This is a genomic window from Bradyrhizobium sp. McL0616 (assembly GCF_049993385.1).
Taxonomy (GTDB): Bacteria; Pseudomonadota; Alphaproteobacteria; order Rhizobiales; family Xanthobacteraceae; genus Bradyrhizobium.
In genome coordinates this window covers 545124-565767 of sequence record NZ_CP188255.1, presented here as the reverse complement: position 1 = coordinate 565767, position 20644 = coordinate 545124, and the positions used below count along the sequence as shown (strand labels likewise).

Annotated in this window: 17 protein-coding genes; 4 read left to right on the top strand and 13 right to left on the bottom strand. The window is 64.0% G+C overall.

All coding sequences use genetic code 11. The features are described from left to right. Positions 1 to 96: 96 nt before the first annotated feature. On the top strand, positions 97 to 2205 hold the full coding sequence (locus tag ACPPVR_RS02670; RefSeq protein WP_426612746.1) for a S9 family peptidase: 2109 nt from the start codon (positions 97 to 99) through the stop codon (positions 2203 to 2205). A 169-nt stretch (positions 2206 to 2374) separates the two neighbouring features. On the opposite strand, the gene ACPPVR_RS02665 is transcribed toward ACPPVR_RS02670, so the two are convergent. From ACPPVR_RS02665 to ACPPVR_RS02640, 6 genes are all read right to left on the bottom strand, one after another. Then, the gene (locus ACPPVR_RS02665) at positions 2375 to 3466 is read right to left on the bottom strand and encodes an SMP-30/gluconolactonase/LRE family protein (protein ID WP_426612745.1); all 1092 of its coding nucleotides are present in this window, start codon (positions 3464 to 3466) and stop codon (positions 2375 to 2377) included. Between the two features lie 84 nt (positions 3467 to 3550). After that, a complete protein-coding gene (locus ACPPVR_RS02660) occupies positions 3551 to 4270 on the bottom strand; it encodes a ribonuclease activity regulator RraA (protein ID WP_426612744.1) in 720 nt (239 codons plus the stop codon). A gap of 11 nt (positions 4271 to 4281) precedes the next feature. Further along, complete coding sequence (gene araD, locus ACPPVR_RS02655; protein ID WP_426612743.1) at positions 4282 to 6018, bottom strand: L-arabinonate dehydratase; 1737 nt, start codon at positions 6016 to 6018, stop codon at positions 4282 to 4284. After that, the gene (locus ACPPVR_RS02650) at positions 6015 to 6878 is read right to left on the bottom strand and encodes an ABC transporter permease (RefSeq protein WP_426612742.1); all 864 of its coding nucleotides are present in this window, start codon (positions 6876 to 6878) and stop codon (positions 6015 to 6017) included. Before ACPPVR_RS02650 ends, araD begins: the two co-directional genes overlap by 4 nt. A 12-nt stretch (positions 6879 to 6890) precedes the next feature. Next, positions 6891 to 7652, bottom strand: a complete 762-nt coding sequence (locus ACPPVR_RS02645; protein WP_426612741.1) for an ABC transporter ATP-binding protein — start codon at positions 7650 to 7652, stop codon at positions 6891 to 6893. Next, the gene (locus ACPPVR_RS02640; protein ID WP_426612740.1) at positions 7652 to 8662 is read right to left on the bottom strand and encodes an ABC transporter substrate-binding protein; all 1011 of its coding nucleotides are present in this window, start codon (positions 8660 to 8662) and stop codon (positions 7652 to 7654) included. The genes ACPPVR_RS02645 and ACPPVR_RS02640 overlap by 1 nt, the downstream gene beginning before the upstream one ends. A gap of 94 nt (positions 8663 to 8756) precedes the next feature. Between ACPPVR_RS02640 and ACPPVR_RS02635 the strand changes: the two genes are divergently transcribed. From ACPPVR_RS02635 to ACPPVR_RS02625, 3 genes are all read left to right on the top strand, one after another. After that, positions 8757 to 9461 (top strand): GntR family transcriptional regulator, encoded by a 705-nt coding sequence (locus ACPPVR_RS02635; RefSeq protein WP_426612739.1) that lies wholly within the window; start codon positions 8757 to 8759, stop codon positions 9459 to 9461. Between the two features lie 189 nt (positions 9462 to 9650). Next, a complete protein-coding gene (locus ACPPVR_RS02630; protein WP_426612738.1) occupies positions 9651 to 10079 on the top strand; it encodes a response regulator in 429 nt (142 codons plus the stop codon). Between the two features lie 67 nt (positions 10080 to 10146). Continuing rightward, the gene (locus ACPPVR_RS02625) at positions 10147 to 13647 is read left to right on the top strand and encodes a PAS domain S-box protein (protein ID WP_426612737.1); all 3501 of its coding nucleotides are present in this window, start codon (positions 10147 to 10149) and stop codon (positions 13645 to 13647) included. A gap of 100 nt (positions 13648 to 13747) precedes the next feature. On the opposite strand, the gene ACPPVR_RS02620 is transcribed toward ACPPVR_RS02625, so the two are convergent. The 7 genes from ACPPVR_RS02620 to ACPPVR_RS02590 form a co-directional block, all read right to left on the bottom strand. After that, on the bottom strand, positions 13748 to 14383 hold the full coding sequence (locus ACPPVR_RS02620; RefSeq protein ID WP_426612736.1) for a response regulator transcription factor: 636 nt from the start codon (positions 14381 to 14383) through the stop codon (positions 13748 to 13750). A gap of 468 nt (positions 14384 to 14851) precedes the next feature. Continuing rightward, complete coding sequence (locus ACPPVR_RS02615) at positions 14852 to 15355, bottom strand: response regulator (protein WP_426612735.1); 504 nt, start codon at positions 15353 to 15355, stop codon at positions 14852 to 14854. 140 nt (positions 15356 to 15495) lie between these two features. After that, positions 15496 to 15813: a PilZ domain-containing protein gene (locus tag ACPPVR_RS02610; protein ID WP_195801700.1), complete on the bottom strand. Its 318-nt coding sequence runs from the start codon at positions 15811 to 15813 to the stop codon at positions 15496 to 15498. A gap of 2 nt (positions 15814 to 15815) precedes the next feature. After that, positions 15816 to 16697 (bottom strand): CheR family methyltransferase, encoded by an 882-nt coding sequence (locus ACPPVR_RS02605; RefSeq protein ID WP_426612734.1) that lies wholly within the window; start codon positions 16695 to 16697, stop codon positions 15816 to 15818. A gap of 61 nt (positions 16698 to 16758) precedes the next feature. Next, on the bottom strand, positions 16759 to 17145 hold the full coding sequence (locus ACPPVR_RS02600) for a response regulator (protein WP_247434992.1): 387 nt from the start codon (positions 17143 to 17145) through the stop codon (positions 16759 to 16761). Between the two features lie 31 nt (positions 17146 to 17176). Further along, the gene (locus ACPPVR_RS02595; RefSeq protein ID WP_426612733.1) at positions 17177 to 17650 is read right to left on the bottom strand and encodes a chemotaxis protein CheW; all 474 of its coding nucleotides are present in this window, start codon (positions 17648 to 17650) and stop codon (positions 17177 to 17179) included. Between the two features lie 21 nt (positions 17651 to 17671). Next, positions 17672 to 20485, bottom strand: a complete 2814-nt coding sequence (locus ACPPVR_RS02590; protein WP_426611058.1) for a hybrid sensor histidine kinase/response regulator — start codon at positions 20483 to 20485, stop codon at positions 17672 to 17674. Positions 20486 to 20644 lie beyond the last annotated feature (159 nt).

The following is a 20644-nucleotide window of genomic DNA, read 5'->3' as shown; positions in this document are numbered from 1 at the left end:
ACGGGGGCCGGGACGACATGGGAGATTTGGGTTCTTTAAATCCCCCACATTCGATCTGATATAGAGGCAAGACACATCCCTGCCTCGAGGATCGATTTGCCCAAATCCCCCAGCACGAACCCGACCGCTCCGATCGCCCCTCGCCGGCCGCACAGCTTCACACGGCACGGCATCACCGTGACCGACGACTATGCCTGGCTCAAGGACGCGAAATGGCAGGAGGTGCTGCGCGAGCCTAAGGTGCTCGATCCCGACATCCGCAAATATCTGGATGAGGAGAACGGTTACACCGAGAGCCTGCTCGGTCATACCGCGCCGCTGCAGAAGACGCTGGTCGCCGAGATGCGCGGGCGGATCAAGGAGGACGATTCCAGCGTGCCGTCGCCAGACGGTTCCTTCGCTTACTTCCGCAAATTCCGCGAGGGCGGACAGCATGAGCTGTTCGGCCGCATGCCGCGCGACGGCGGCGACAGCGATATCGTGCTCGACGGCGATGCGCTCGCCAAAGACCACAAATATTTCAAGTTCGGCGGCAGCCGCCACTCACCCGACCACAAGCTGCAAGCCTGGAGCGCGGACACCAAGGGCTCCGAATATTTTTCCATCCGCGTGCGCGACTGGGCGACCGGCAAGGATTTTGACGACCTTGTTGAAGAGACCGACGGCGGCATCGTCTGGAGCCGGGACGCCAAGAGCTTCTTCTATGTGAAGCTCGACGACAATCACCGGCCGATGCAGGTGTGGCGGCACCGGCTTGGCACCAAGCAAGCCGACGATGCGCTCGTCTATGAAGAGCAGGATTCCGGCTGGTTCACTCATTTGCACGAGAGCACCAGCGGCCGCTTCTGCGTGATCGCGGGCGGCGATCACGAGACCTCGGAGCAGCGCCTGATCGATCTCGCCCATCCCGAAGCGCCGCCGCGTCTGGTCGCAGAGCGCAAGGAGGGCGTGCAATATTCGCTGGCCGATCGCGGCGATCAGCTCTTCATCCTGACCAATGCAGACGATGCCATCGACTTCAAGATCGTCACCGCGCCGCTCGCCTCGCCCGAGCGCAGGAACTGGCGCGACCTGATCCCGTATCGTCCGGGCATCTACATCATCGACCTCGATCTCTATGCCGGCCATCTGGTGCGGCTGGAGCGCGCCAACGCGCTGCCGGGGATCGTGATCCGCGATCTCACTTCAAATGAGGAACACGCGATCGCGTTCGACGAGGCCGCCTATTCGCTGGACACGATGGGCTCCTACGAATTCGAGACGACGACTTTGCGCTTCGCCTATTCGTCGATGACGACACCGTCGGAGGTCTATGATTACGACATGGCCAAGCGCACGCGCACCCTGCGCAAGCGCCAGGAGATTCCGTCCGGCCATGATGCTGCCGACTACGTCACCACCCGCATCATGGCGAAGGCGCAGGATGGCGCCGAGGTGCCGGTGTCGATTCTCTATCGCCGCGGGTTGAAGCTCGACGGCGCGGCGCCGCTGCTGCTTTACGGCTACGGCTCCTACGGCATGGCGATGCCGGCCTCGTTCAACGCCAACCGCCTGTCGCTGGTCGATCGCGGCTTCGTTTACGCCATCGCCCATATTCGCGGCGGCGCCGACAAGGGCTGGGGCTGGTATCTCGACGGCAAGCGCGAGAAGAAGACGAACTCGTTCGACGATTTTGCCGCCAGCGCCCGTGCGCTGATCGATGCGAAATACACCAGCGCAAAGCGCATCGTCGGCCATGGCGGCTCGGCCGGCGGCATGCTGATGGGCGCGGTGGCAAACCGCGCAGGCGAATTGTTCGCCGGCATCGTCGCCGAAGTGCCGTTCGTCGACGTGCTCAACACCATGCTCGACGATACGCTGCCGCTGACGCCGCCGGAATGGCCGGAATGGGGCAACCCGATCGAGAGCGAGAAGGATTTTCGTACCATCCTGTCCTACTCGCCCTACGACAATGTCGCGGCCAAGGACTATCCGGCGATTTTGGCGATGGGCGGCTTGACCGATCCCCGCGTCACCTATTGGGAGCCCGCCAAATGGATCGCGCGCCTGCGCGCCACCATGGGCGGCGGCGGCCCGGTGCTGCTCCGCACCAACATGGGCGCCGGCCACGGCGGCGCATCGGGGCGCTTCAACCGGCTCGACGAAGTCGTGATCGTCTATGCGTTCGCGCTGTGGGCTGCGGGGATGGCGGAGGCCGGGGTGTAGCCCCCGCGTCGTCCCGGCGAAGGCCGGGACCCATACCGCGTGATGTATCGGTAAAGTGCAGGTAGCAGTACCGACGACTTCTTAACTGCAAGTCTTCGCCAAACTATGCCCTGTGGCTATGGGTCCCGGCCTTCGCCGGGACGACATAGAATGTGAAGCGAGCGCAACCTCACACCGCCCCGTGCGCCTCGACATAAAGCGCGTAGATGGAGTGGCAGCTGGCCATGTAGAGGCGGTTGTTCTTGGGGCCGCCGAAGCAGAGGTTTTCGCAGCGCTCGGGCAGCTTGATGAAGGCGAGCGGTTTGCCTTCGGGATTGAAGACCATGACGCCGTCGAGGTCCTCGGATTTGCCCTTGAGCTGATAGACCTTGCGGCCGCCGACATCGGTGGGTTCGGACTGCAACGCGCCGTTCGAGCCCCAGCCGCACCAGAGATTGCCGTCGCGGTCCACGCGAAAACCGTCGAGCGAGCCCTGGTCGGCGGCGTCGATCAGCTTGGTCTTGCCGCTCAGGCTGCCGTCGTCGCCGACATTGTAGCTCCAGATGCTGCGATTGGGCGTGCCCTTCCACTCGACGATGTAGAGCTTCTTCTCGTCCGGCGAGAAGGCGATGCCATTCGGATTGACGAGGTCGGTGAGGACGGCAGTGAGCTTGCCGTCCTTGGCGATGCGGTAGACGTTGGTGGTGGCCTGCTCGGGCTTCTCCTTCTTGCCCTCCCACTCGCCGCCGATGCCGAAGGTGGGATCGGTGAACCAGATGCTGTCATCGGACTTCACCACGATGTCGTTCGGCGCGTTCAGCCGCTTGCCCTCGAACTTGTCGGCGAGCACGGTGATCTTGCCGTCCTTCTCGGTGCGGGTGATGCGGCGGGTGACGGAGTGCTCGCAGGTGACGAGACGGCCCTGACGATCGCGCGCATTGCCATTGGCGTAATTGGCGTTGGCGCGGAACACGCTGGTCTGCCCGGTCTTCTCGTCGAACTTCATGATCCGGTTGTTGGGAATGTCCGAGAACAGGAGATAGCCGCCTTCCGGGAAATAGACCGGGCCTTCGGCCCAGCGCAGGCCGGTCGCGACCTGCTCGAGCGTCGAGGAATAGAGCCGGTATTTTGCGAAGCTCGGGTCGAGGATCTGGACGGCGGGGTCCGGATAGCGCTGGGCGGCCGTGAACTGAAATGACTGAGCGCCGGCGCTGCGGGCCAGCAGCGTTGAAGTCGCGGCTGCACCTGCGCCGGCCAAGAGATTGCGTCGCGTGAAAGTCATAAGAGTCCTCCCTGCTTGATAAAGGGCGGCGCTTGATGCGGCCGGCCCGTTTTTTTGACGTGCGTTAGTCCTGGGTCGAACGGCTTAACGGCCGTTCGCTTTCCGCCATGCCGCGAAGTCGGTGAGCGTCTGCGGATCGGTCGCGGGATACAGGCCGAAGATGCCGCGGCCCTTACCGACTTCCTCGGTGACGAAATCCTCGAACGCGGTCATCTCGAAGGTTTCGTTGGCGATGTCGTCGGCGAGATGGGCGGGGATGACGATGACGCCGTCGCTATCGCCCAAAATGACGTCGCCCGGAAAGACCGGCGCGTCGCCGCAGCCGATCGGCACGTTGATCTCGATCGCCTGATGCAGCGTCAGATTGGTCGGCGCCGAGGGGCGATGATGGTAGGCGGGGATGCCGAGCCTGGCGATCTCGGCGGAGTCGCGAAAGCCACCGTCGGTGACGACGCCCGCAACGCCGCGCTTCATCAGCCGCGTCACCAGGATCGCGCCGGCGGAAGCCGCACGCGCGTCCTTGCGGCTGTCCATCACCAGCACGCTGCCTGCCGGACAATCCTCGACCGCCTTGCGCTGCGGATGGGAACGGTCCTTGAAAACGTCGATGGTGTTGAGATCCTCGCGCGCCGGCATGTAGCGCAACGTGAAGGCTTCGCCGACCATGGTCGGCTGGTCCGCACCCAAGGGGTGCACGTCCTGGATCATCTGGACGCGCAGGCCGCGCTTGAACAACGCGGTGGCGACGGTGGCGGTGGAGACGGTCCTGAGCTTGTTGCGGGTGGCTTCGCTGAGTTTGGTCATCGGTGATCCTGTTAGTAAATCGACGGCTCGCCGATCGGCGCGCCGAAATCGGTCTCGAGGAAGTCGAAGTCGCAGCCGTCATTGGCCTGCTTGATGTGTTTCGTGAACATCCAGCCATAGCCACGCTCGAAGCGGCGCTCGGGCTGCGTCCAGGCGGCACGGCGCTTTTCGAGCTCGGCTTCCGGCACGTCGAGATTGATGGTCCGCGCGGCGACGTCGAGCGAGATGCGATCGCCGTTCCGCACCAGCGCCAGCGGCCCGCCGATGTAGGACTCGGGTGAAACGTGCAGGATGCAGGCACCATAGCTGGTGCCGCTCATGCGCGCGTCCGAGATGCGCACCATGTCGCGCACGCCCTGCTTCACGAGTTTGGTCGGGATCGGCAGCATACCCCATTCCGGCATGCCCGGCCCGCCCTGCGGCCCCGCATTACGCAGGATGAGAATGTGGTCTTCCGTGACGTCGAGATTGGGGTCGTCGACCGCCTTCTTCATCGACGGATAATCATCGAACACCAGCGCGGGCCCGGTGTGCTTGAGAAAGCGCGGCGCGCAGGCGGACGGCTTGATGACGCAGCCGTCGGGCGCGAGATTGCCCTTGAGCACGGCGAGCGCGCCTTCCTTGTAGATGGGATTGTCGACCGAGCGAATTACGTCGTCATTGTGCACCTCGGCATGCGCAATATCTTCGCCGAGCGTCTTGCCGGTGACGGTGATGCAGTCGAGATGCAGATGCGGCTTGATCTGGCTCATCAGCGCCGGCAGGCCGCCGGCATAGAAGAAGTCCTCCATCAGATAGGCATCGCCGCTCGGGCGGACGTTGGCGATTACGGGGACCTTGCGGCTCGCCTTCTCGAAATCGTCGAGCCCGATGTCCTGGCCGGCGCGGCGGGCCTGCGCGATCAGATGGATGATAGCGTTGGTCGAGCACCCCATCGCCATCGCGACCGCGATCGCGTTCTCGAACGCCTTGCGGGTCTGGATCGTCTTCGGCGTCAAATCCTCCCACACCATCTCGACGATGCGGCGGCCGCATTCGGAGGCCATGCGGATGTGGTTGGCATCGGCCGCGGGGATCGAGGAGGCACCCGGCAGCGTCATGCCGATCGCTTCGGCGATCGCAGTCATGGTCGAAGCCGTGCCCATGGTCATGCAGGTGCCGTAGCTGCGGGCGATGCCGGCTTCGATGTCGAGCCAGTCCTTGTCGGAGATCTTTCCGGCGCGCCGCTCGTCCCAATATTTCCAGCCGTCGGAGCCGGAGCCGAGCGTCTTGCCCTTCCAGTTGCCGCGCAGCATCGGACCCGCCGGCAGATAGATCGCCGGAATGTTCATCGAGGTCGCGCCCAGCAGCAGCGCCGGCGTGGTCTTGTCGCAGCCGCCCATCAGCACCACGCCGTCGACGGGATGGCTGCGCAGCAGCTCTTCGGCGTCCATGGCGAGCAGATTGCGATAGAGCATGGTGGTCGGCTTCAGCAGCGATTCCGACAGCGACAGCGCCGGCAATTCCAGCGGCAGGCCACCGGCCATCAGGATGCCGCGCTTGACGTCGTCGACGCGCGACTTGAAGTGCATGTGGCAGGGCTGCGCATCCGACCAGGTGTTGAGGATCGCGATGATCGGGCGGTCCTTCCACTCCTCCGGCGCGTAGCCCATCTGCATGGTGCGGGAGCGATGGCCGAACGAGCGGAGATCGTCGGGCGCGAACCAGCGCGCGCTGCGAAGCTGGTCGGGTGTTTTCTTCTTGGTCATGATTGGGTGCCCCATTTCTGCACGGTGTTCCGCTCGATGGCGCGGAAGATCAGGTTCTCGACAAAGAGCCCGATGATAATCACCGTCAAGAGGCCTGCGAAGACCGCAGGTATGTCGAGGAGGTTACGGTTCTCGAAGATGAACCAGCCGAGCCCGCCCTGCCCCGAGGACACGCCGAACACCAGCTCGGCCGCGATCAGCGTGCGCCAGGCAAAGGCCCAGCCGATCTTAAGACCCGTGAGGATCGAGCCGAAGGCGGCGGGAATGAGAATCTTCGCGACATAGGGCAATCCGCGCAGGCCGTAATTGCGGCCGACCATGCGCAGCGTATTGGAGACGCTCTTGAAGCCGGAATGGGTGTTGAGCGCGACCGGCCACAGCACCGAATGAATCAGCACGAAAACAAGACTGCCATTGCCGAGCCCGAACCAGATCAATGCGAGCGGCAGCAGCGCGATCGCCGGCAACGGGTTGAACATCGCCGTGACCGTCTCGAGAAAATCAGTGCCGATCCGGGTCGAGATAGCCAGCACCGTGAAGATCGCGGCCAGCACGATGCCGGCCGAATAGCCCATGAACAGCACCTTGAGCGAGGCCCACGCCCGCAGCGGAATCGTGCCGTCCTTGACGCGGTCGTAGAGCGTGACGATCGTGTCGTGCAGCGTCGGGAACAGCAGGGGATTGTCGAGAGTGAGGCCGTAGGCCTCCCAGACCGCGGCGAGAAACAGGATGATGACTGTCTTGCGCACAAAACCGTCGTTCCACAGCAGCTCGGCAACGCTCAGCTTGCGTTCGACCTCGGCTGCACCGCCGGTGCTGGCGACTGCCGCATCACGCAGCAGAATTCTTGCTTCGCCCATATCGAGGCTCCCTCAATGCGCCGTTGCTTCGGCGGCGAACAGGAGATCGTGGATCTCCTTCTCTAGCCGGCCGGCGCTGCCATCGTCATTGGAGACCTTGTCGACATCGACTACCTCGGCCTTGACCCGGCCGGGATGCGGCGACAACAGCAGGATGCGATTGCCAATACGGATCGCTTCCGCGATCGAATGGGTGACGAACAGCACGGTGAACTTGGTCTCGCTCCAGAGCTGCAGCAGCTCGTCCTGGCAGGTCCGCCGCGTCAGCGCGTCGAGGGCGGCGAACGGCTCGTCCATCAGCAGAATGTCCGGCTCCATCGCCATGCCGCGCGCGATCGCGACGCGCTGCTTCATGCCGCCGGAGAGCGTGTGCGGATAAGCGTCGACCACGCGGGTGAGGCCGACCTTCTCGATATAGGCCCGCGCGCGGGCCTCGGCGTCCTTGCGCGACAATTTTCGCGCGGTGAGCAGCGGAAACATCACGTTGGCGAGCACGCTCTTCCAGGGAAGCAGCTGGTCGAACTCCTGGAAGATCATCATGCGGTCGGCGCCGGGGCCGCGGATCTCGCGGTCGTTGATGCTCATGCGGCCTTCGCTGGGCGTCATGTAGCCGCCGACGGCCTTGAGCAAAGTCGACTTGCCGCAGCCGGACGGCCCGAGCAGCACGAAGCGGTCGGACTTGTCGACGGTGAAGCTCACCCTTTCGGTGGCGGTGACGACGGCGCTGGAGGTCTTGTAGCGCAGCGTCACCCCGCTGACGTCGAGCAGCGCCATCAGTTGCCTTTCAGGTCGTGCGCGACGGGAAGATAATAATCGGTCCAGGCCTTGGGCTGCATCTTCAGCGTGCCGGTCTTGTAGAGATGGGCGGCGAATTTCATCGTGCCTTGCGGCTCGAGATTCCACTCCATCATGCCGGGCTCCTTGAGGAGGTCGAGCAGCTCTTCCACCGAAGTCTTGTCGCCGGTGATCTCCTTGTAGATCTCGACGGCCTGTTTGGTGTCGCTGCGGATCAGATCCTGCGCTTCCTTGGTTGCGTCACGCACGGCCTGGATGATCTTGGGATTGGCGTCGGCGAATTTGGTCGTGGTGAAGAACTGCGCCTGGCTGAGCGGGCCGCCCATCACATCCGGAGAATTCAGCACGACATGCGCACCCGGGACGTTCTTCAACTCGAGGAACGTGAACGGCGGGATCGAGAAATGGTTGTGCACCTCGTGCTTGGGATTGGAGAGCGCCGCATAGGCATCGGGATGGCCGAGCTGAACCGTGTTGACGTCGAGCTTCGCCCATTGATCGGCGCCGAAGGCCTCAGACGCCGCGATCTGAAGCACGATCGCCTGGGTCGAAATCTTCACCGTCGGAACCGCGATCTTGTCGGTCGGGCCAAAATCCTTGATCGACTTGATGTTGGCGTCGCGGCTGATCAGTGTCATCGGCTGCGCCGAGGTCGCGACGATTCCCTTCACGCCGCCGCGGGTCCGGTCCCACAGCAGCAGCAGATTGCCCGTGCCGGTGTTGAGGATGTCGACGCCGCCCGCAAGCAGCGCATCGGTCTGCGCCCCGCCGCCGGAGAAGGTGATCCATTTGGTGGTGACGCCGGACACGCCGAGAGCAGCTGCATGCTTCTCGATCAGCTTCTGCTTCTCCATGATGTGGCTCGGCATGTAGAAAATGCCGGGCTGCCGCGACAGCGAAATCTCGGACTTCTGCTGCGCCTGCGCCGGCAAGGCCGTTGCGGCGATCAAGACGATGGCGGCAAGGCCAATCTGGAATTGCTTCATCATTGTTGTTCGTTTCCTCCGGTCGCCATTGACGAGCGGCCTAGCTGATGCACTAATGCATTAGTGCATCAAAGGCAAGTCCGCCGGAGCCGCCGCCATGGAATCCGCCCATCCCGCGCCGCGCACGGCCACACGTCTCGATCGCGCCCGGCAGGCCGCGCCGCAGGTGTTCGAGCGGCTGCGCAATGCGATCATCGCCCTGGAATTGCCGCCGGGCGCGCCGCTGTCGCGTGCCGAGCTCGCCGGCCAATTCGGCGTCAGCTCGACGCCGGTGCGCGACGCGCTGATGCGGCTCGAGGAAGAGGGCCTGGTCGACGTGTTTCCGCAGCATGCGACCGTGGTCAGCCAGATCGACGTCGACCGCGCGCAACAGGCGCATTTCCTGCGCCAGGCGCTGGAGCTGGAGATCGTCCGGCTGCTTGCAGCCAATCCTGATCCGTCCCTGATCATTCGCCTGGACCACGCCATCGCACTGCAACAGCAATTCGCGAAGGCCGGCGAGTTCGAGGCGTTCATGGCCGGCGACAACGATTTTCACGCCCAGCTCTACGTCGCCGCCGGAAAGCAGGATCTGTGGATGCTGGTGCGCAGCCGCAGTGGGCATATCGACCGGCTGCGCCGGCTGCATTTGCCCTCGCCCGGCAAGGCCCAGAATATCGTGCGCCATCACAAGCTGATCACGCGCGCGATCGAGGCCGCAGACGCCGATGCTGCACAACAGCATCTGCGCAAGCATCTGTCAGGCACGCTGAGCGAGCTGGACAAGATCAGGGAACGCTATCCTGAGCACCTCACCGACTAGGCGCGGGCGCAAGGCTGCTGGGGCTATCTGCACTCAAGCATGCATATGGCCCGCGCCAGACGGGGCGCCCACCATTCGCATCGACCGCGAAGTGCTTGCAGGCAGGGCGCAATCCGCGCAACAATTTCGCATTTGATGCTTTGATTTGGGTCGCGGGGAACTTCCCTGCCCGACCCGGAGGTTTTTGACGTGGCCAACATCCTGATCGTGGATGACGACCCGGCCGTACAGCTTACGATCCGGCTGCTTCTGGAGCGGACCGGTCATCACGTGACGGTCGCCGGCGACGGCCGCAAGGGGATCGTACTTTTCGAGGCCAACCAGTTCGACCTGCTGTTCCTCGACATCTTCATGCCCGGCATGGACGGGCTGGAGACAATGCGCCACGTCCGGGCGCTGCAACCCGCCATTCCGATCGTCGTCATTTCCGGTCGCTCGATCACGCCGGACGCCTATGCCGAGCCGGACTTCCTGAGCATGGCGACCAAGCTCGGCGCGGTCGCGAGCCTGCAGAAACCATTCCGGGCCGACGCATTGCTGGCGGCTGTCGACGGCTGCCTGAAATCATCGCAATCATCATCCCCGCCGCTGCCCAATGTCGGCGCCGGCAGCCGATGACGGGACCATCCATGTCGCGCTGGTGCAGAACATTGGAGTCCATTCTCGACGCGGCGCAAAGGCCATCATGACCCTCGCAACCCGGCTGGCCATCGCGATGATTCTGCTGGTCGCGGTTGCGGTCTCCGCGGTCGGGTGGCTAAGCCATTACAGCCTGGAACGGGCCTTCCTGCCGCGGGTGATCGACCGCATCGAAACCCAGTCGGGGCTGCTGGCCTCCCAGCTGGAAGTCCAGACCAGCGGCGCGCGGGCCGACATCACGACGTTCCACTTTCAAGCCACCGTGCGCAGCATGATCGATGCCCATTTCAACGACGGCATCGATCCAGTTGATCACCTGTCTGAAAAGACCTGGCGCGGGCGGCTGTTGACGCGCGCCGTCGCCGATGTCGAAGCCCACCCCACTTACGCGAAGCTTCGCATCATCAGCGCCGATGGCAGCGAATATCTGCGCGTCGACCGCACCGGCCCGAACGGATCGGTACGGATCTTTCCCGACGATGCGCTGCAAAACAAGGACGATCGCTTCTTCTTCCAGGACGCGATCAAGCTGGGCGAAGACCAGGTCTATGTCTCTCCGGTCGATCTGAACGTCGACAACGGCGCGATACAGATGCCTTACGTCCCGACATTGCGCGTCGCCGGGACGTTATACGGATCCGATCACCGGCTGTTCGGCGTCGTCGTCGTCAATGTCGACATGCGTCAGGTGTTCGACCGCATTCGGATAACAGGCCGGCGCGGCGAGCAGGTGTACGTCGTCGGCCGCAACGGCGACTATATCGTGCACCCCGATCGGACCCGCGAGTTCGGCTCGCAACTGGGGACGCCGACGCGCTGGCAGGACGATTTCCCCTATTTCGCTGGCATCACCGGATCGACCCAGGGCGCCACCCAAGTCGTGCCGGGCAGCGATGGCAGGCCGACCGGCACCGCGATCGCGCCCGCGATCCTGGCCGAGGGACAATGGGTCGGCATCATCCGCGTCGTCCCCTACGCCGTCTTCATGGCACCCGCCGTCATCATCGAGCAGACGAGTCTTACGATCGGCATCATCGCTATGCTGGTCGCCGCCGCGCTTGCTTTGCTGCTGGCGCGATCGCTGACCCGGCCGATCGGGCGGCTCACCGCGGCGGTCGAGGCGATCGGGCACGGCAAGCCCGCCGCGATACCGATTGACGCCCCCGGCGAGACCGGCATGCTGGCACGGGCCTTTGCCCAAATGGTCGAGGAGACCAAGTCCAAGACGTCGGCGCTGGAATATGAAGTCCAGGAGCGGCGGCGCACCGAGGCCGTCCGCGATCAGCTCGCCGTGCGCGAACGCCTGTTCAGCGCGGCGGTCGAATCCTCCGATGATTCGATCGTCCTGCAAACGCTCGACGGCATCATTATCGGATGGAACGCGGCGGCCGAACGCCTCTACGGCTATTCGGCCGAGGAGGCGGTCGGACAGCCGACCTCGATCATCCTGCCGTCCGATCGGCGCGAAGAAGGCAAGGACTATCTTCGGCGGATTGAAAGGGGCGAGCGGATCGAACATTTCGAAACCGTGCGCCAGCGCAGAAACGGCACTCCGGTCGAAATCTCGGTCAGCCTTTCGCCGATCAGGGGCGCATCGGGCGAGATCATCGGCGCATCCGGCTCGGCCCGCCTCCTCACGGATGCACGACGGACCGAGCGCGCGCTGCGACAGCAGCTCGAGGAGCGGCGGCAGCTGTTCGACGCCTCGCAGGATCTGATCATGATCATGAACTCGCGGGGCCATATCGTGCAGATCAGCCCGAGCAGCGAGACCGTTCTCGGCTACCGGCCGGACGAGATGATCGGCCGCAGCGGCGCCGATTTCATCCACCCCGCCCATCTCGAGCAATCCCGCGAGGAGATGCGCGCGCTCCGGCACGGCGGGCACCCGAAGCTCGCCGACACCCGCTGCTTCCACAAGGACGGGCGCGAGGTCTGGCTGTCCTGGCTCGGCAATTGGTCGGATCAGGCCAAGCGCTTCTTCTTTGTCGGGCGCGACATGACCGAGGCGAGGCACGCCGAGGAGTCCTTGCGCGAAAGCGAGCTGCTCGCGCGCAACATTGTCGAGACCTCGCTCGATGCCTTCGTCCAGACCGACGAACACAGCACCATCCTCGTATGGAGCTCACGCGCCGAAGAGCTGTTCGGATGGCGGCGCGACGAGGCGCTCGGCAAGAACTCGGTCGAGCTCACCGTCGCAGAAAGTGAGCGCGAGAGAGTCAAGGCGGGCCTCGCGCGTTTCCTCGAATCCGCGGACGGCCAGATGCTCAACCGCCGCCGCGAACTCATGGTTCACCACCGCGACGGCAAGGAATTCAAGGCCGAGCTGAGCGTCACGGCGCTGCGGCGCCGCGAGGGCATTCTGTTCAACGTGTTCTACCGCGACCTCACCGACAAGATCGCCTCCGAGGAGCGCATCCGCCATGCCGAGAAGATGGAGGCGGTCGGCCAGCTCACCGGCGGCGTGGCGCATGATTTCAACAACATCCTCACCGTCATCACCGGAACGATCGAGATCCTGGCGGATGCGGTGGCGAGGGAGCCGGAGCTTGCCGCGATCACCAAGATGATCGACGAGGCGGCCGGGCGCGGCGCCGAGCTGACCCAGCATCTGCTCGCGTTCGCGCGCAAGCAGCCGCTGCAGCCGCGCGAGATTGATATCAACTCGCTGATCATCGACACCGCCAAGCTGTTGCGGCCGACGCTCGGCGAGCAGATCCAGATCGAATCCGTGTTCGAGGACGAAAGCTGCGTCGCGATCGTCGATCCCAACCAGCTCACCACGGCGATCCTCAACCTCGCACTCAACGCCCGCGACGCCATGCCGGGGGGTGGCAAGCTGATCGTGGAGACCGGCGCCGCCTATCTCGACGAGGTTTATGCCAGCGCCAACGACGTCCCGCCCGGACACTACGTGCTGATCGCCGTGAGCGACACCGGCTCGGGCATCGCCGCCAACATGCTGGCCAGGGTGTTCGATCCCTTCTTCACCTCGAAGGGACCAGGCAAGGGCACCGGGCTCGGGCTCTCCATGGTCTACGGCTTCATCAAGCAGTCCGCGGGCCATATCAAGATCTACAGCGAGGAGGGCCACGGCACCACGATCAAGATGTACCTGCCGCCCGGCAAGACGCCGACGCCAGTCGCCGAAGGCGTGACGCCGGCGTCGATCGAGGGTGGGCACGAGACGATCCTCGTGGTCGAGGACGACCGGCTGGTGCGCGACTACGTGCTGGCGCAACTGCATTCGCTGGGCTACGTCACCCTGCAAGCGGCGAACGCCGCCGAGGCGCTCGTCATCGTCGCTAGCGGAAAGCCGTTCGACCTGCTGTTCACCGACGTGATCATGCCCGGCAAGATGAACGGACGACAGCTCGCCGACGAGGTGCTGAAGACGCGCCCCGATCTCAGGGTGGTCTACACGTCCGGCTATACCGAGAATGCGATCATCCATCACGGTCGGCTGGATTCGGGCGTGCTGCTGCTGGCAAAGCCCTACCGCAAATCCGATCTTGCGCGGATCATCCGCAAGGCGCTGGGCGGGTGAGGTCGCAGCCCGGATGAGCGAAGCGACATCTGGAACTCCGCGGCAGCGTTCCCGGGTATCGCTTCGCTCACCCGGGCTACGAAAACTCTACCGAGAAACTTTACGACGCGCGCTGCGCCGCGGTCATCACGATGCGGATCAGATCGGCCGCATTGCGCGCGCCGAGCTTCTTCATGATGTTGGCGCGGTGATCCTCGATCGTGCGCGGGCTGATGCCGAGCGTGCGGCCGGCTTCCTTGTTGGAGGCGCCGGCGGCGAACTGCTCGAGCACCTCGCGTTCCCTGCGGGTCAACGGCTCGCGTCCGGGGAAATGCAGCGAACCGAATTTCGGCGACGCGTTCTCCGCCTGCCTGCGTGCATAAGCGCCGATCGCCTCGTCCAGCCGGCCGACGATCTCGCTGCCGCGGAACGGCTTCTCGATGAAGTCGAGCGCGCCGCTCTTGATGGCGCCCACCGCCATCGCGATGTCACCCTGCCCGGAGATCATGAAGATCGGCGCCGGATAGTCCTCGCCCTGCAGTTCCTTGAGAATGTCGAGGCCTGACTTTCCGGGGATGTTCACGTCAAGCAGGATCGCAGCCGGTGTGCGGTTTCGCGCGACAGAGAGCAGCGCTGCGCCGTCCGCGAAGCAGATCACTTCATAGCCCGCCCCCTTCAACACCATCGACAGGGTGTCGCGAACGGCAGGGTCGTCGTCGACCACGAAGATTTCACCACGAGTGGTTTGTTCGGCCATGTGCCAAATCCATCTGTGCCAATCCCATTTGGCATTAAGGACTCGCGTCCGCACCAACCGTTATGGCGTCCGGCGCAGATTCAGCCCACCCGTATTTGTACGGGACATGGACTTAACGCACAAGTAGCGGCGAAGTGCCGAATTGCGGGGGACGGAGAATTTCCGTGCCAAATTTTGCGGGCATGCCCTCTCTCTCGCCTTCGCGCTCTGATCGCGCGGATCGATTAACATGCGCTCGATCGATGCGGCGATGGAACAGCAGGTCGAGAGCGGGGTTATAGGTAGCGCGGACATCTTTGTTCTGGACGATGTCACGCCCTGTTATGCCACGGCGAGCGCCGCGCTCGATGCTTGTCGGGGAGCCCTTGGCTACGCCCTGCAGTGCATGTTGGAATCCGGGGCAACGTGGCAGAGATCGCGATGGGTGCGGCGAACCCGCAGCACCACATCGCATAACTGTTCCGCGCCTTACGCGCGGTGCCGTTCGACGATTGCGTCGGTGGCGATGCCGCCCCAGGTATGGATCGCCGGCAGGCCCATTGCCGTCTTGCCAAGATTGGCGAGGCTGATGCGGAGCGCCGCGAGATCCAGCGGCTTCGGCAGGCTCTGAAGCTCGATGCCGACGGAGCGGGCGAAGCTGCGCGCGGCGCTGCGGCGCTTCCCGTCCATGCCGCTGATCACGATCACCGAGCCCGCGAATTTCGCCGCCGCCATCTCGCGCAGCACGTCGATGCCGTCGCCGTCCTCCAGCACGAGATCGAGGGTCACACAATCGAAGCGCGCGGCGCGGAGCTTTTCGATCGCCTCCGCAACCGACGGCGCCACGGTGACTTCGTGTCCGGCGTGCTTGGCGGCGACCGTGATCAGGCTGCGCTGGGTAGCGTCGTCGTCGACGACCAGGAGCTGGAGCGCGCGCCGCTCAGCGACGTCGGGCAGGTTTGACGTGACGGAAGAGAGAGAGCTTCTTGGCATTACCGGACCCTGAGATTGAGACCGGCAATCGATACACGGGGCGCGCTTAGGCCACGTAAAGTCGTTGCGGCAAATTCGTTCGGATGTTTCAGCAAATGTAAAGCAACGTGTCGGGACCTGCGACGGCAGGCGCGCGCCGATCAGGCCGCGGCATCATGGCCGCTGGCCGCGCCACGCTTCTTCCGGTTCTTGCCGCGCAGGAACTGGATGTCCATCTCGGCGCCGTTGACGCGCACCAGTTCGCAACGGCGATAGGCCAGCCCGGTGGACGACAGCAGCAGGAAGAACTCCTTCAGGTTCAACCCCTGGATAGATCCCTCCACCGTGAGGATGGCGTCGGTGTCGGAAATCGCGTTCAGCTTGCAGTCGCGGCGCCAGGTGCCGTCGATGGCCATGATGCAGACATCATAGCCACGACTGAACGTCACCCGTTCCGCACCTTTTCCATCCTCTGCCATGCTTATCGTCCTGCCAACACCGCCATGCGCGGCGGCGCGGCAACGGCAACAGCCGGCCTGGCCGCTGCAGCACGCGGATCGTTCGGCTTGTAGAGGCCGCGACGTTCCGGGATCGGCTTGAACGTGTCGGTCAAGCCGACCACGGTTTCGGCCGCACCCAGCACCAGGAAGCCGTCACCCTCGATCTGGCGCGCCAGACGGTTGAAGATGTTGATCTTGGTGTCCTGGTCGAAATAGATCAAAACGTTGCGGCAGAAGATGACGTCGAAGGTGCCGAGCTGGGCGAAATCGTGCAGCAGGTTGAGCTGCCGGTGCTGGATCATCGCGCGCAGCTCGGGATTGACCTGCCAGGTCTCGCCGGTCTGCTTGAAATACTTCATCAGCATCTGGATCGGCAGACCGCGCTGCACCTCGAACTGGCTGTAGATGCCGGCCTTGGCCTTCTCCAGCACTTCCTGCGACAAATCGGTCGCAATGATCTCGACGCGCCAGCCGGTGAGGGCCGCGCCCATCTCCTTCAGGCTCATCGCCAGCGAATAGGGTTCCTGCCCGGTCGAACCGGCGGCGCACCAGATGCGCACGCTGCGGCGACCGGCACGCGCCTTGATCACTTCCGGCATGATGGTGTCGCGGAAATGATCGAACGGGACCTTGTCGCGGAAGAAGAAGGTCTCGTTGGTGGTCATGGCTTCGACCACGTTGGTGATCAGCGCGCTCGAACCGCCTTGCAGCTTCTGTACAAGCTCGCCGATGCCGGAGAGATTGGCTTTGCGTGCGAGCGGCAGCAGTCGGCTTTCGATCAGATACTGCTTGTCTGCGGATAGATCGAGACCGGAGTGGTCCCTCAGGAACTTGCGCAGATACTCATACTCGGTCGGGGTCACGGGTAGCCTCTCGGAAGCTTTACTGGGAACACTCTGGCCAAAACACTCCAGCCAGACACACTCAGACCATGGTTTGTCCGACCGGGATCAAGCCGACTTCAGCGAACTTGTCGGCGATAATGTCTTTGTCGAAGGGCTTCATGATGTACTCGTTGGCGCCGCCGCTGAGCGCTTGAGCGATATGAGCCACGTTGTTCTCGGTGGTGCAGAACACCACCTTGGGCTGGTCGCCGCCGGGCAGGCGGCGCATGTGGCCCATGAACTCGAAGCCGTCCATGACCGGCATGTTCCAGTCGAGCAGCACCGCGTCCGGCAGCTTCCGCTGGCAGACCTCGAGCGCTTTCGAGCCGTCCTCGGCTTCTGTGACTTCGAATTCCAGGCCTTCCAGGATCCGGCGTGCGATCTTGCGCACGACGCTGGAATCATCGACCACCAAACATGTCTTCATATTGGTTCTCCGGCTTCGATGTTTCGTTGGCTCACGCGGCCATTTGCACTTCGGTCTTGAGTTCGAGCACGCGATCGACGTCGAGGACGACCATGAGCTGTCCGTCGAGGCGATGGACGCCGCCGGCGAGCTTGGCCATGCGGGGGTCGAGGTTGACGGGGTTTTCTTCCTTGTTGTCCTCGGCAAGCCGCAGCACTTCGCCGATCTGGTCGATCAGGAGGCCATAGGATTCACCGCGCAAATCGACGCCGACCGCCATCGGCGGCTTGCCGTCCTCGGGCTTGGGCAGGCCGAGGCGGGCGCGCATGTCGACCACGGTGACGATGCGGCCGCGCAGGTTCAGCACACCCGCGATCTCGCGCGAGGACAGGGGCACGCGGGTGACGCGCTCGGGCATGAACACGTCCTGGACCCGGGAGATCGGCAGGCCGAACAGCTGGCCACCGATCATCGCGGTGACGTATTCGACCATGGCGCCTTCGCCAACTTGCATCTTCTTGCTCATCTGGTGTCTCCTTGGTCCCGCTTACGCAGCCGCCCGGCTCAGCTCGGAGGCGCCGGCGGCGCCCGCGGTCTGTTCCTTCAGCGCCGCGATCAGACCGGGACGGTCGAACTTGGCGACATAATCGTGGAAGCCGGCCTGACGGCCGCGCTCGATCGCCGCCGGCGACACCAGCGCCGACAGGCCGATGATCGGCATCGCGCCGAGATTGCTGTCGGAGCGGATAACTTCCGCGAACTCGAACCCGTTCATGTCGGGCATCTCGATGTCGGTCAGGACCACGTCGAAGGTCTGCGCGCGCAGCGCGGCCAGGCCCTCCTGCGCGGTCGGCGCGGTGCGGACGCGGTAGCCCGCGGCCTTGAGGACGGGGGCCAGCATGTTGCGGAAGAAGGCGCTGTCGTCGACCAGCAGCACCGACTGCGAGTGCAGCGACGGCTTCATCTCCTTGCGGGTGAACCAGTCGGAGAACGCCATCGGGAGGAAGTGGCCGACGTCGATCACTTCGGTGGCCTGGCCCTTGATCACGGCCGAGCCGAGGATGCCATGGCTGGAACCGCCGACCTCGATGTTGAGCCGTTCCTCGACGATGTCGATGATCTCGTCGACGACGAGGCCCATGGAGCGGCCGTCGTCGGAGAACACCAGGATCGGCTGGGCGCCCTGGCTGGCGATGGTGACGCTCTCCATGGCGACGAGCGGCATCAATTGCTCGCGGTACTGCACCATGTAGCGGCCGTTGCTGAACTCGATCTTGTCGGCCGGGAGCTCTTCCAGGCGGGTGACAAGCCCGAGCGGGACCGCCTTGGGCTGGGACGAGCCGGCGCGGAACACCAGCAGCGAAGTGGTCTGCTCGCCCGAGCCGACATGGTGCGCGCCATTGTCATCGGCCATGTCATGGGCCGAGGAGCCGGCGGCGCCGAGCGCCTTGGCAATGCCGTTGGGGTCGATGATCATGATGACGGCGCCATCGCCCAAAATCGTGTTGCCCGAGAACATGTCGATGTGGCGCAGTTTTGTGGACATCGGCTTGACCACGATCTCTTCGGTGTGGAACACGCCATCGACGACGATACCAAAAGTCTGGCTGCCGACTTGGGTGACCACGATGAAGCCGTTCTCGGGATCGCTGGCGGCGCCGTCGTCGATCTTCAAGAGCTTCTTCAGGTGGATCAGCGGCAACAGCTTGTTGCGGAGCCGGAGCACCGCGGTGTCCTTGATGCGCTCGATGCGGTGCTCCGAGTTGGCGCGGGCACGCACCAGCTCGACGACCGAGAGCTGGGGAATGGCAAAGCGGTCGCCGGCGGCTTCCACGATCAGCGCCGAGACGATCGCCAGGGTCAGCGGGATCTTGATGGTGACGGAGGAGCCTTCACCGGCCACCGATTTGATGTCGATGGTGCCGCCGATCTGGTCGATATTGGTGCGGACCACGTCCATGCCGACGCCGCGGCCGGAGACCGAGGTGATGGCGGCTGCGGTCGAGAAGCCCGGCGCGAAGATGAACTTGTGGATCTGGGCTTCCGACATCTTCTCGAGCTCGGACTCGGTGGCGAGACCGGAGGAGATCGCCTTGGCCTTGATCTTGTCGGTGTTCAGACCCCGGCCGTTGTCGGCGATGCAGATGATGATGTGGCCGCCTTCGTGATAGGCGGACAAACGAATGGTGCCCTGCTCGCCCTTGCCGCCGGCGAGGCGCTCGGCGGGGGTCTCGAGGCCATGATCGGCGGAGTTGCGCACCATGTGGGTGAGCGGGTCCTTGATCAAATCGAGCACCTGGCGGTCGAGCTCGGTGTCGGCGCCGTGCATCTCCAGCTCGATCTGCTTGCCGAGTTCGCTCGACAGATCGCGGACGATGCGGGGCAGCTTCTGCCAGGCATTGCCGATCGGCTGCATGCGCGTCTTCATGACGCCTTCCTGCAGCTCGGCGGTGACGTTGGAGAGGCGCTGCAACGGCACCTTGAACTCGGTGTCCTCGTTGCGGCGGGAGATCTCGAGCAGCTGGTTGCGGGTCAGCACCAGCTCGGAGACCATGGTCATCAGATGTTCCAGCGTGTCCACGTTGACGCGGATCGACTGGTTGGCGATGCGGTCGCCCTCCGAGGCGCCCTCCTCGGCTGCCGACTTCTTGGCGGCAACCTTTTCCTTGGCCGGCTTTGCTTCCTTGGCGGTTTCCTTGGCGGCGACCGGGGCCGGAGCCTCGGTAACCGGCTCGGCCTTTGCTTCGGCCTTGGCAACGGGCGCCGGCGCTTCGATCGCGGTCTCGCGGAAGGCGCGCTCGAGATCGTCGAGCGACACTTCGCCCGGGCGCAACGGGCGCTCCAGGGTCTGGTCGATCAACGCACCTTGGGTCATGTCTTTTGCGGGTGCGGGCGCAGCGGCAACCGGCGCTTCCGGCACCAGCGGCGGCGCTTCCGTGACAGGAGCAGCAGCGATCGGCTGCGCCGACGCGGACATTGTCGCCATGCCCTGCTCGACCATCGCTTCCAGCTTGTCGATGAGATCGCGGTCGGTGCCTTCGGGCTCGGCTTCGGTCGCTTCCAGCCCGGCCAGGATTTCCTTGATGCGGTCGATCGAGGCCAGGATCACCGTCACCGCGCCGGCCGTCACCGGCATGCCGTCGCGGAACTTGCTCATCAAGGTCTCGCCGGCATGCGCCAGCGCTTCCAGACGCGGCAAACCGAGGAAGCCGCACGTGCCCTTGATGGTGTGGACCAAACGGAAGATGTTATCCAGGATCTTGGCGTTGTTCGGCTCCTGCTCGAACTTCACCAGTTGATTGTCGACGGTGTCCAGGCTCTCGCTGGTCTCCGTCAAAAACTCCCGCAACAGATCATCCATGGGATAGGCCTTACTGATCTGGACTTCGACGCCTGAGCCGCGCATGGAATCGGCGGAAGCCCGGTCCTAGATCGTTAGACATCCCATTTCACGGTCGCGTTAATCTCAGCCTCCGTGCTAATACGGATATTGAAGAGAAGTTTGCTGTTCGACTGCATG

Bases quoted from the DNA above. Each gene is read 5' to 3' on its own strand.
- ACPPVR_RS02595 (WP_426612733.1), bottom strand. From the start codon at position 17,650: ATGAGCAAGAAGATGCAAGTTGGCGAAGGCGCCATGGTCGAATACGTC.
- ACPPVR_RS02635 (WP_426612739.1), top strand. From the start codon at position 8,757: ATGGAATCCGCCCATCCCGCGCCGCGCACGGCCACACGTCTCGATCGC.
- ACPPVR_RS02645 (WP_426612741.1), bottom strand. From the start codon at position 7,652: ATGGCGCTGCTCGACGTCAGCGGGGTGACGCTGCGCTACAAGACCTCC.
- ACPPVR_RS02615 (WP_426612735.1), bottom strand. From the start codon at position 15,355: ATGCCAAGAAGCTCTCTCTCTTCCGTCACGTCAAACCTGCCCGACGTC.
- ACPPVR_RS02625 (WP_426612737.1), top strand. From the start codon at position 10,147: ATGACCCTCGCAACCCGGCTGGCCATCGCGATGATTCTGCTGGTCGCG.
- ACPPVR_RS02650 (WP_426612742.1), bottom strand. From the start codon at position 6,878: ATGGGCGAAGCAAGAATTCTGCTGCGTGATGCGGCAGTCGCCAGCACC.
- ACPPVR_RS02600 (WP_247434992.1), bottom strand. From the start codon at position 17,145: ATGAAGACATGTTTGGTGGTCGATGATTCCAGCGTCGTGCGCAAGATC.
- araD (WP_426612743.1), bottom strand. From the start codon at position 6,018: ATGACCAAGAAGAAAACACCCGACCAGCTTCGCAGCGCGCGCTGGTTC.
- ACPPVR_RS02620 (WP_426612736.1), bottom strand. From the start codon at position 14,383: ATGGCCGAACAAACCACTCGTGGTGAAATCTTCGTGGTCGACGACGAC.
- ACPPVR_RS02660 (WP_426612744.1), bottom strand. From the start codon at position 4,270: ATGACCAAACTCAGCGAAGCCACCCGCAACAAGCTCAGGACCGTCTCC.
- ACPPVR_RS02610 (WP_195801700.1), bottom strand. From the start codon at position 15,813: ATGGCAGAGGATGGAAAAGGTGCGGAACGGGTGACGTTCAGTCGTGGC.
- ACPPVR_RS02665 (WP_426612745.1), bottom strand. From the start codon at position 3,466: ATGACTTTCACGCGACGCAATCTCTTGGCCGGCGCAGGTGCAGCCGCG.
- ACPPVR_RS02640 (WP_426612740.1), bottom strand. From the start codon at position 8,662: ATGATGAAGCAATTCCAGATTGGCCTTGCCGCCATCGTCTTGATCGCC.
- ACPPVR_RS02590 (WP_426611058.1), bottom strand. From the start codon at position 20,485: ATGGATGATCTGTTGCGGGAGTTTTTGACGGAGACCAGCGAGAGCCTG.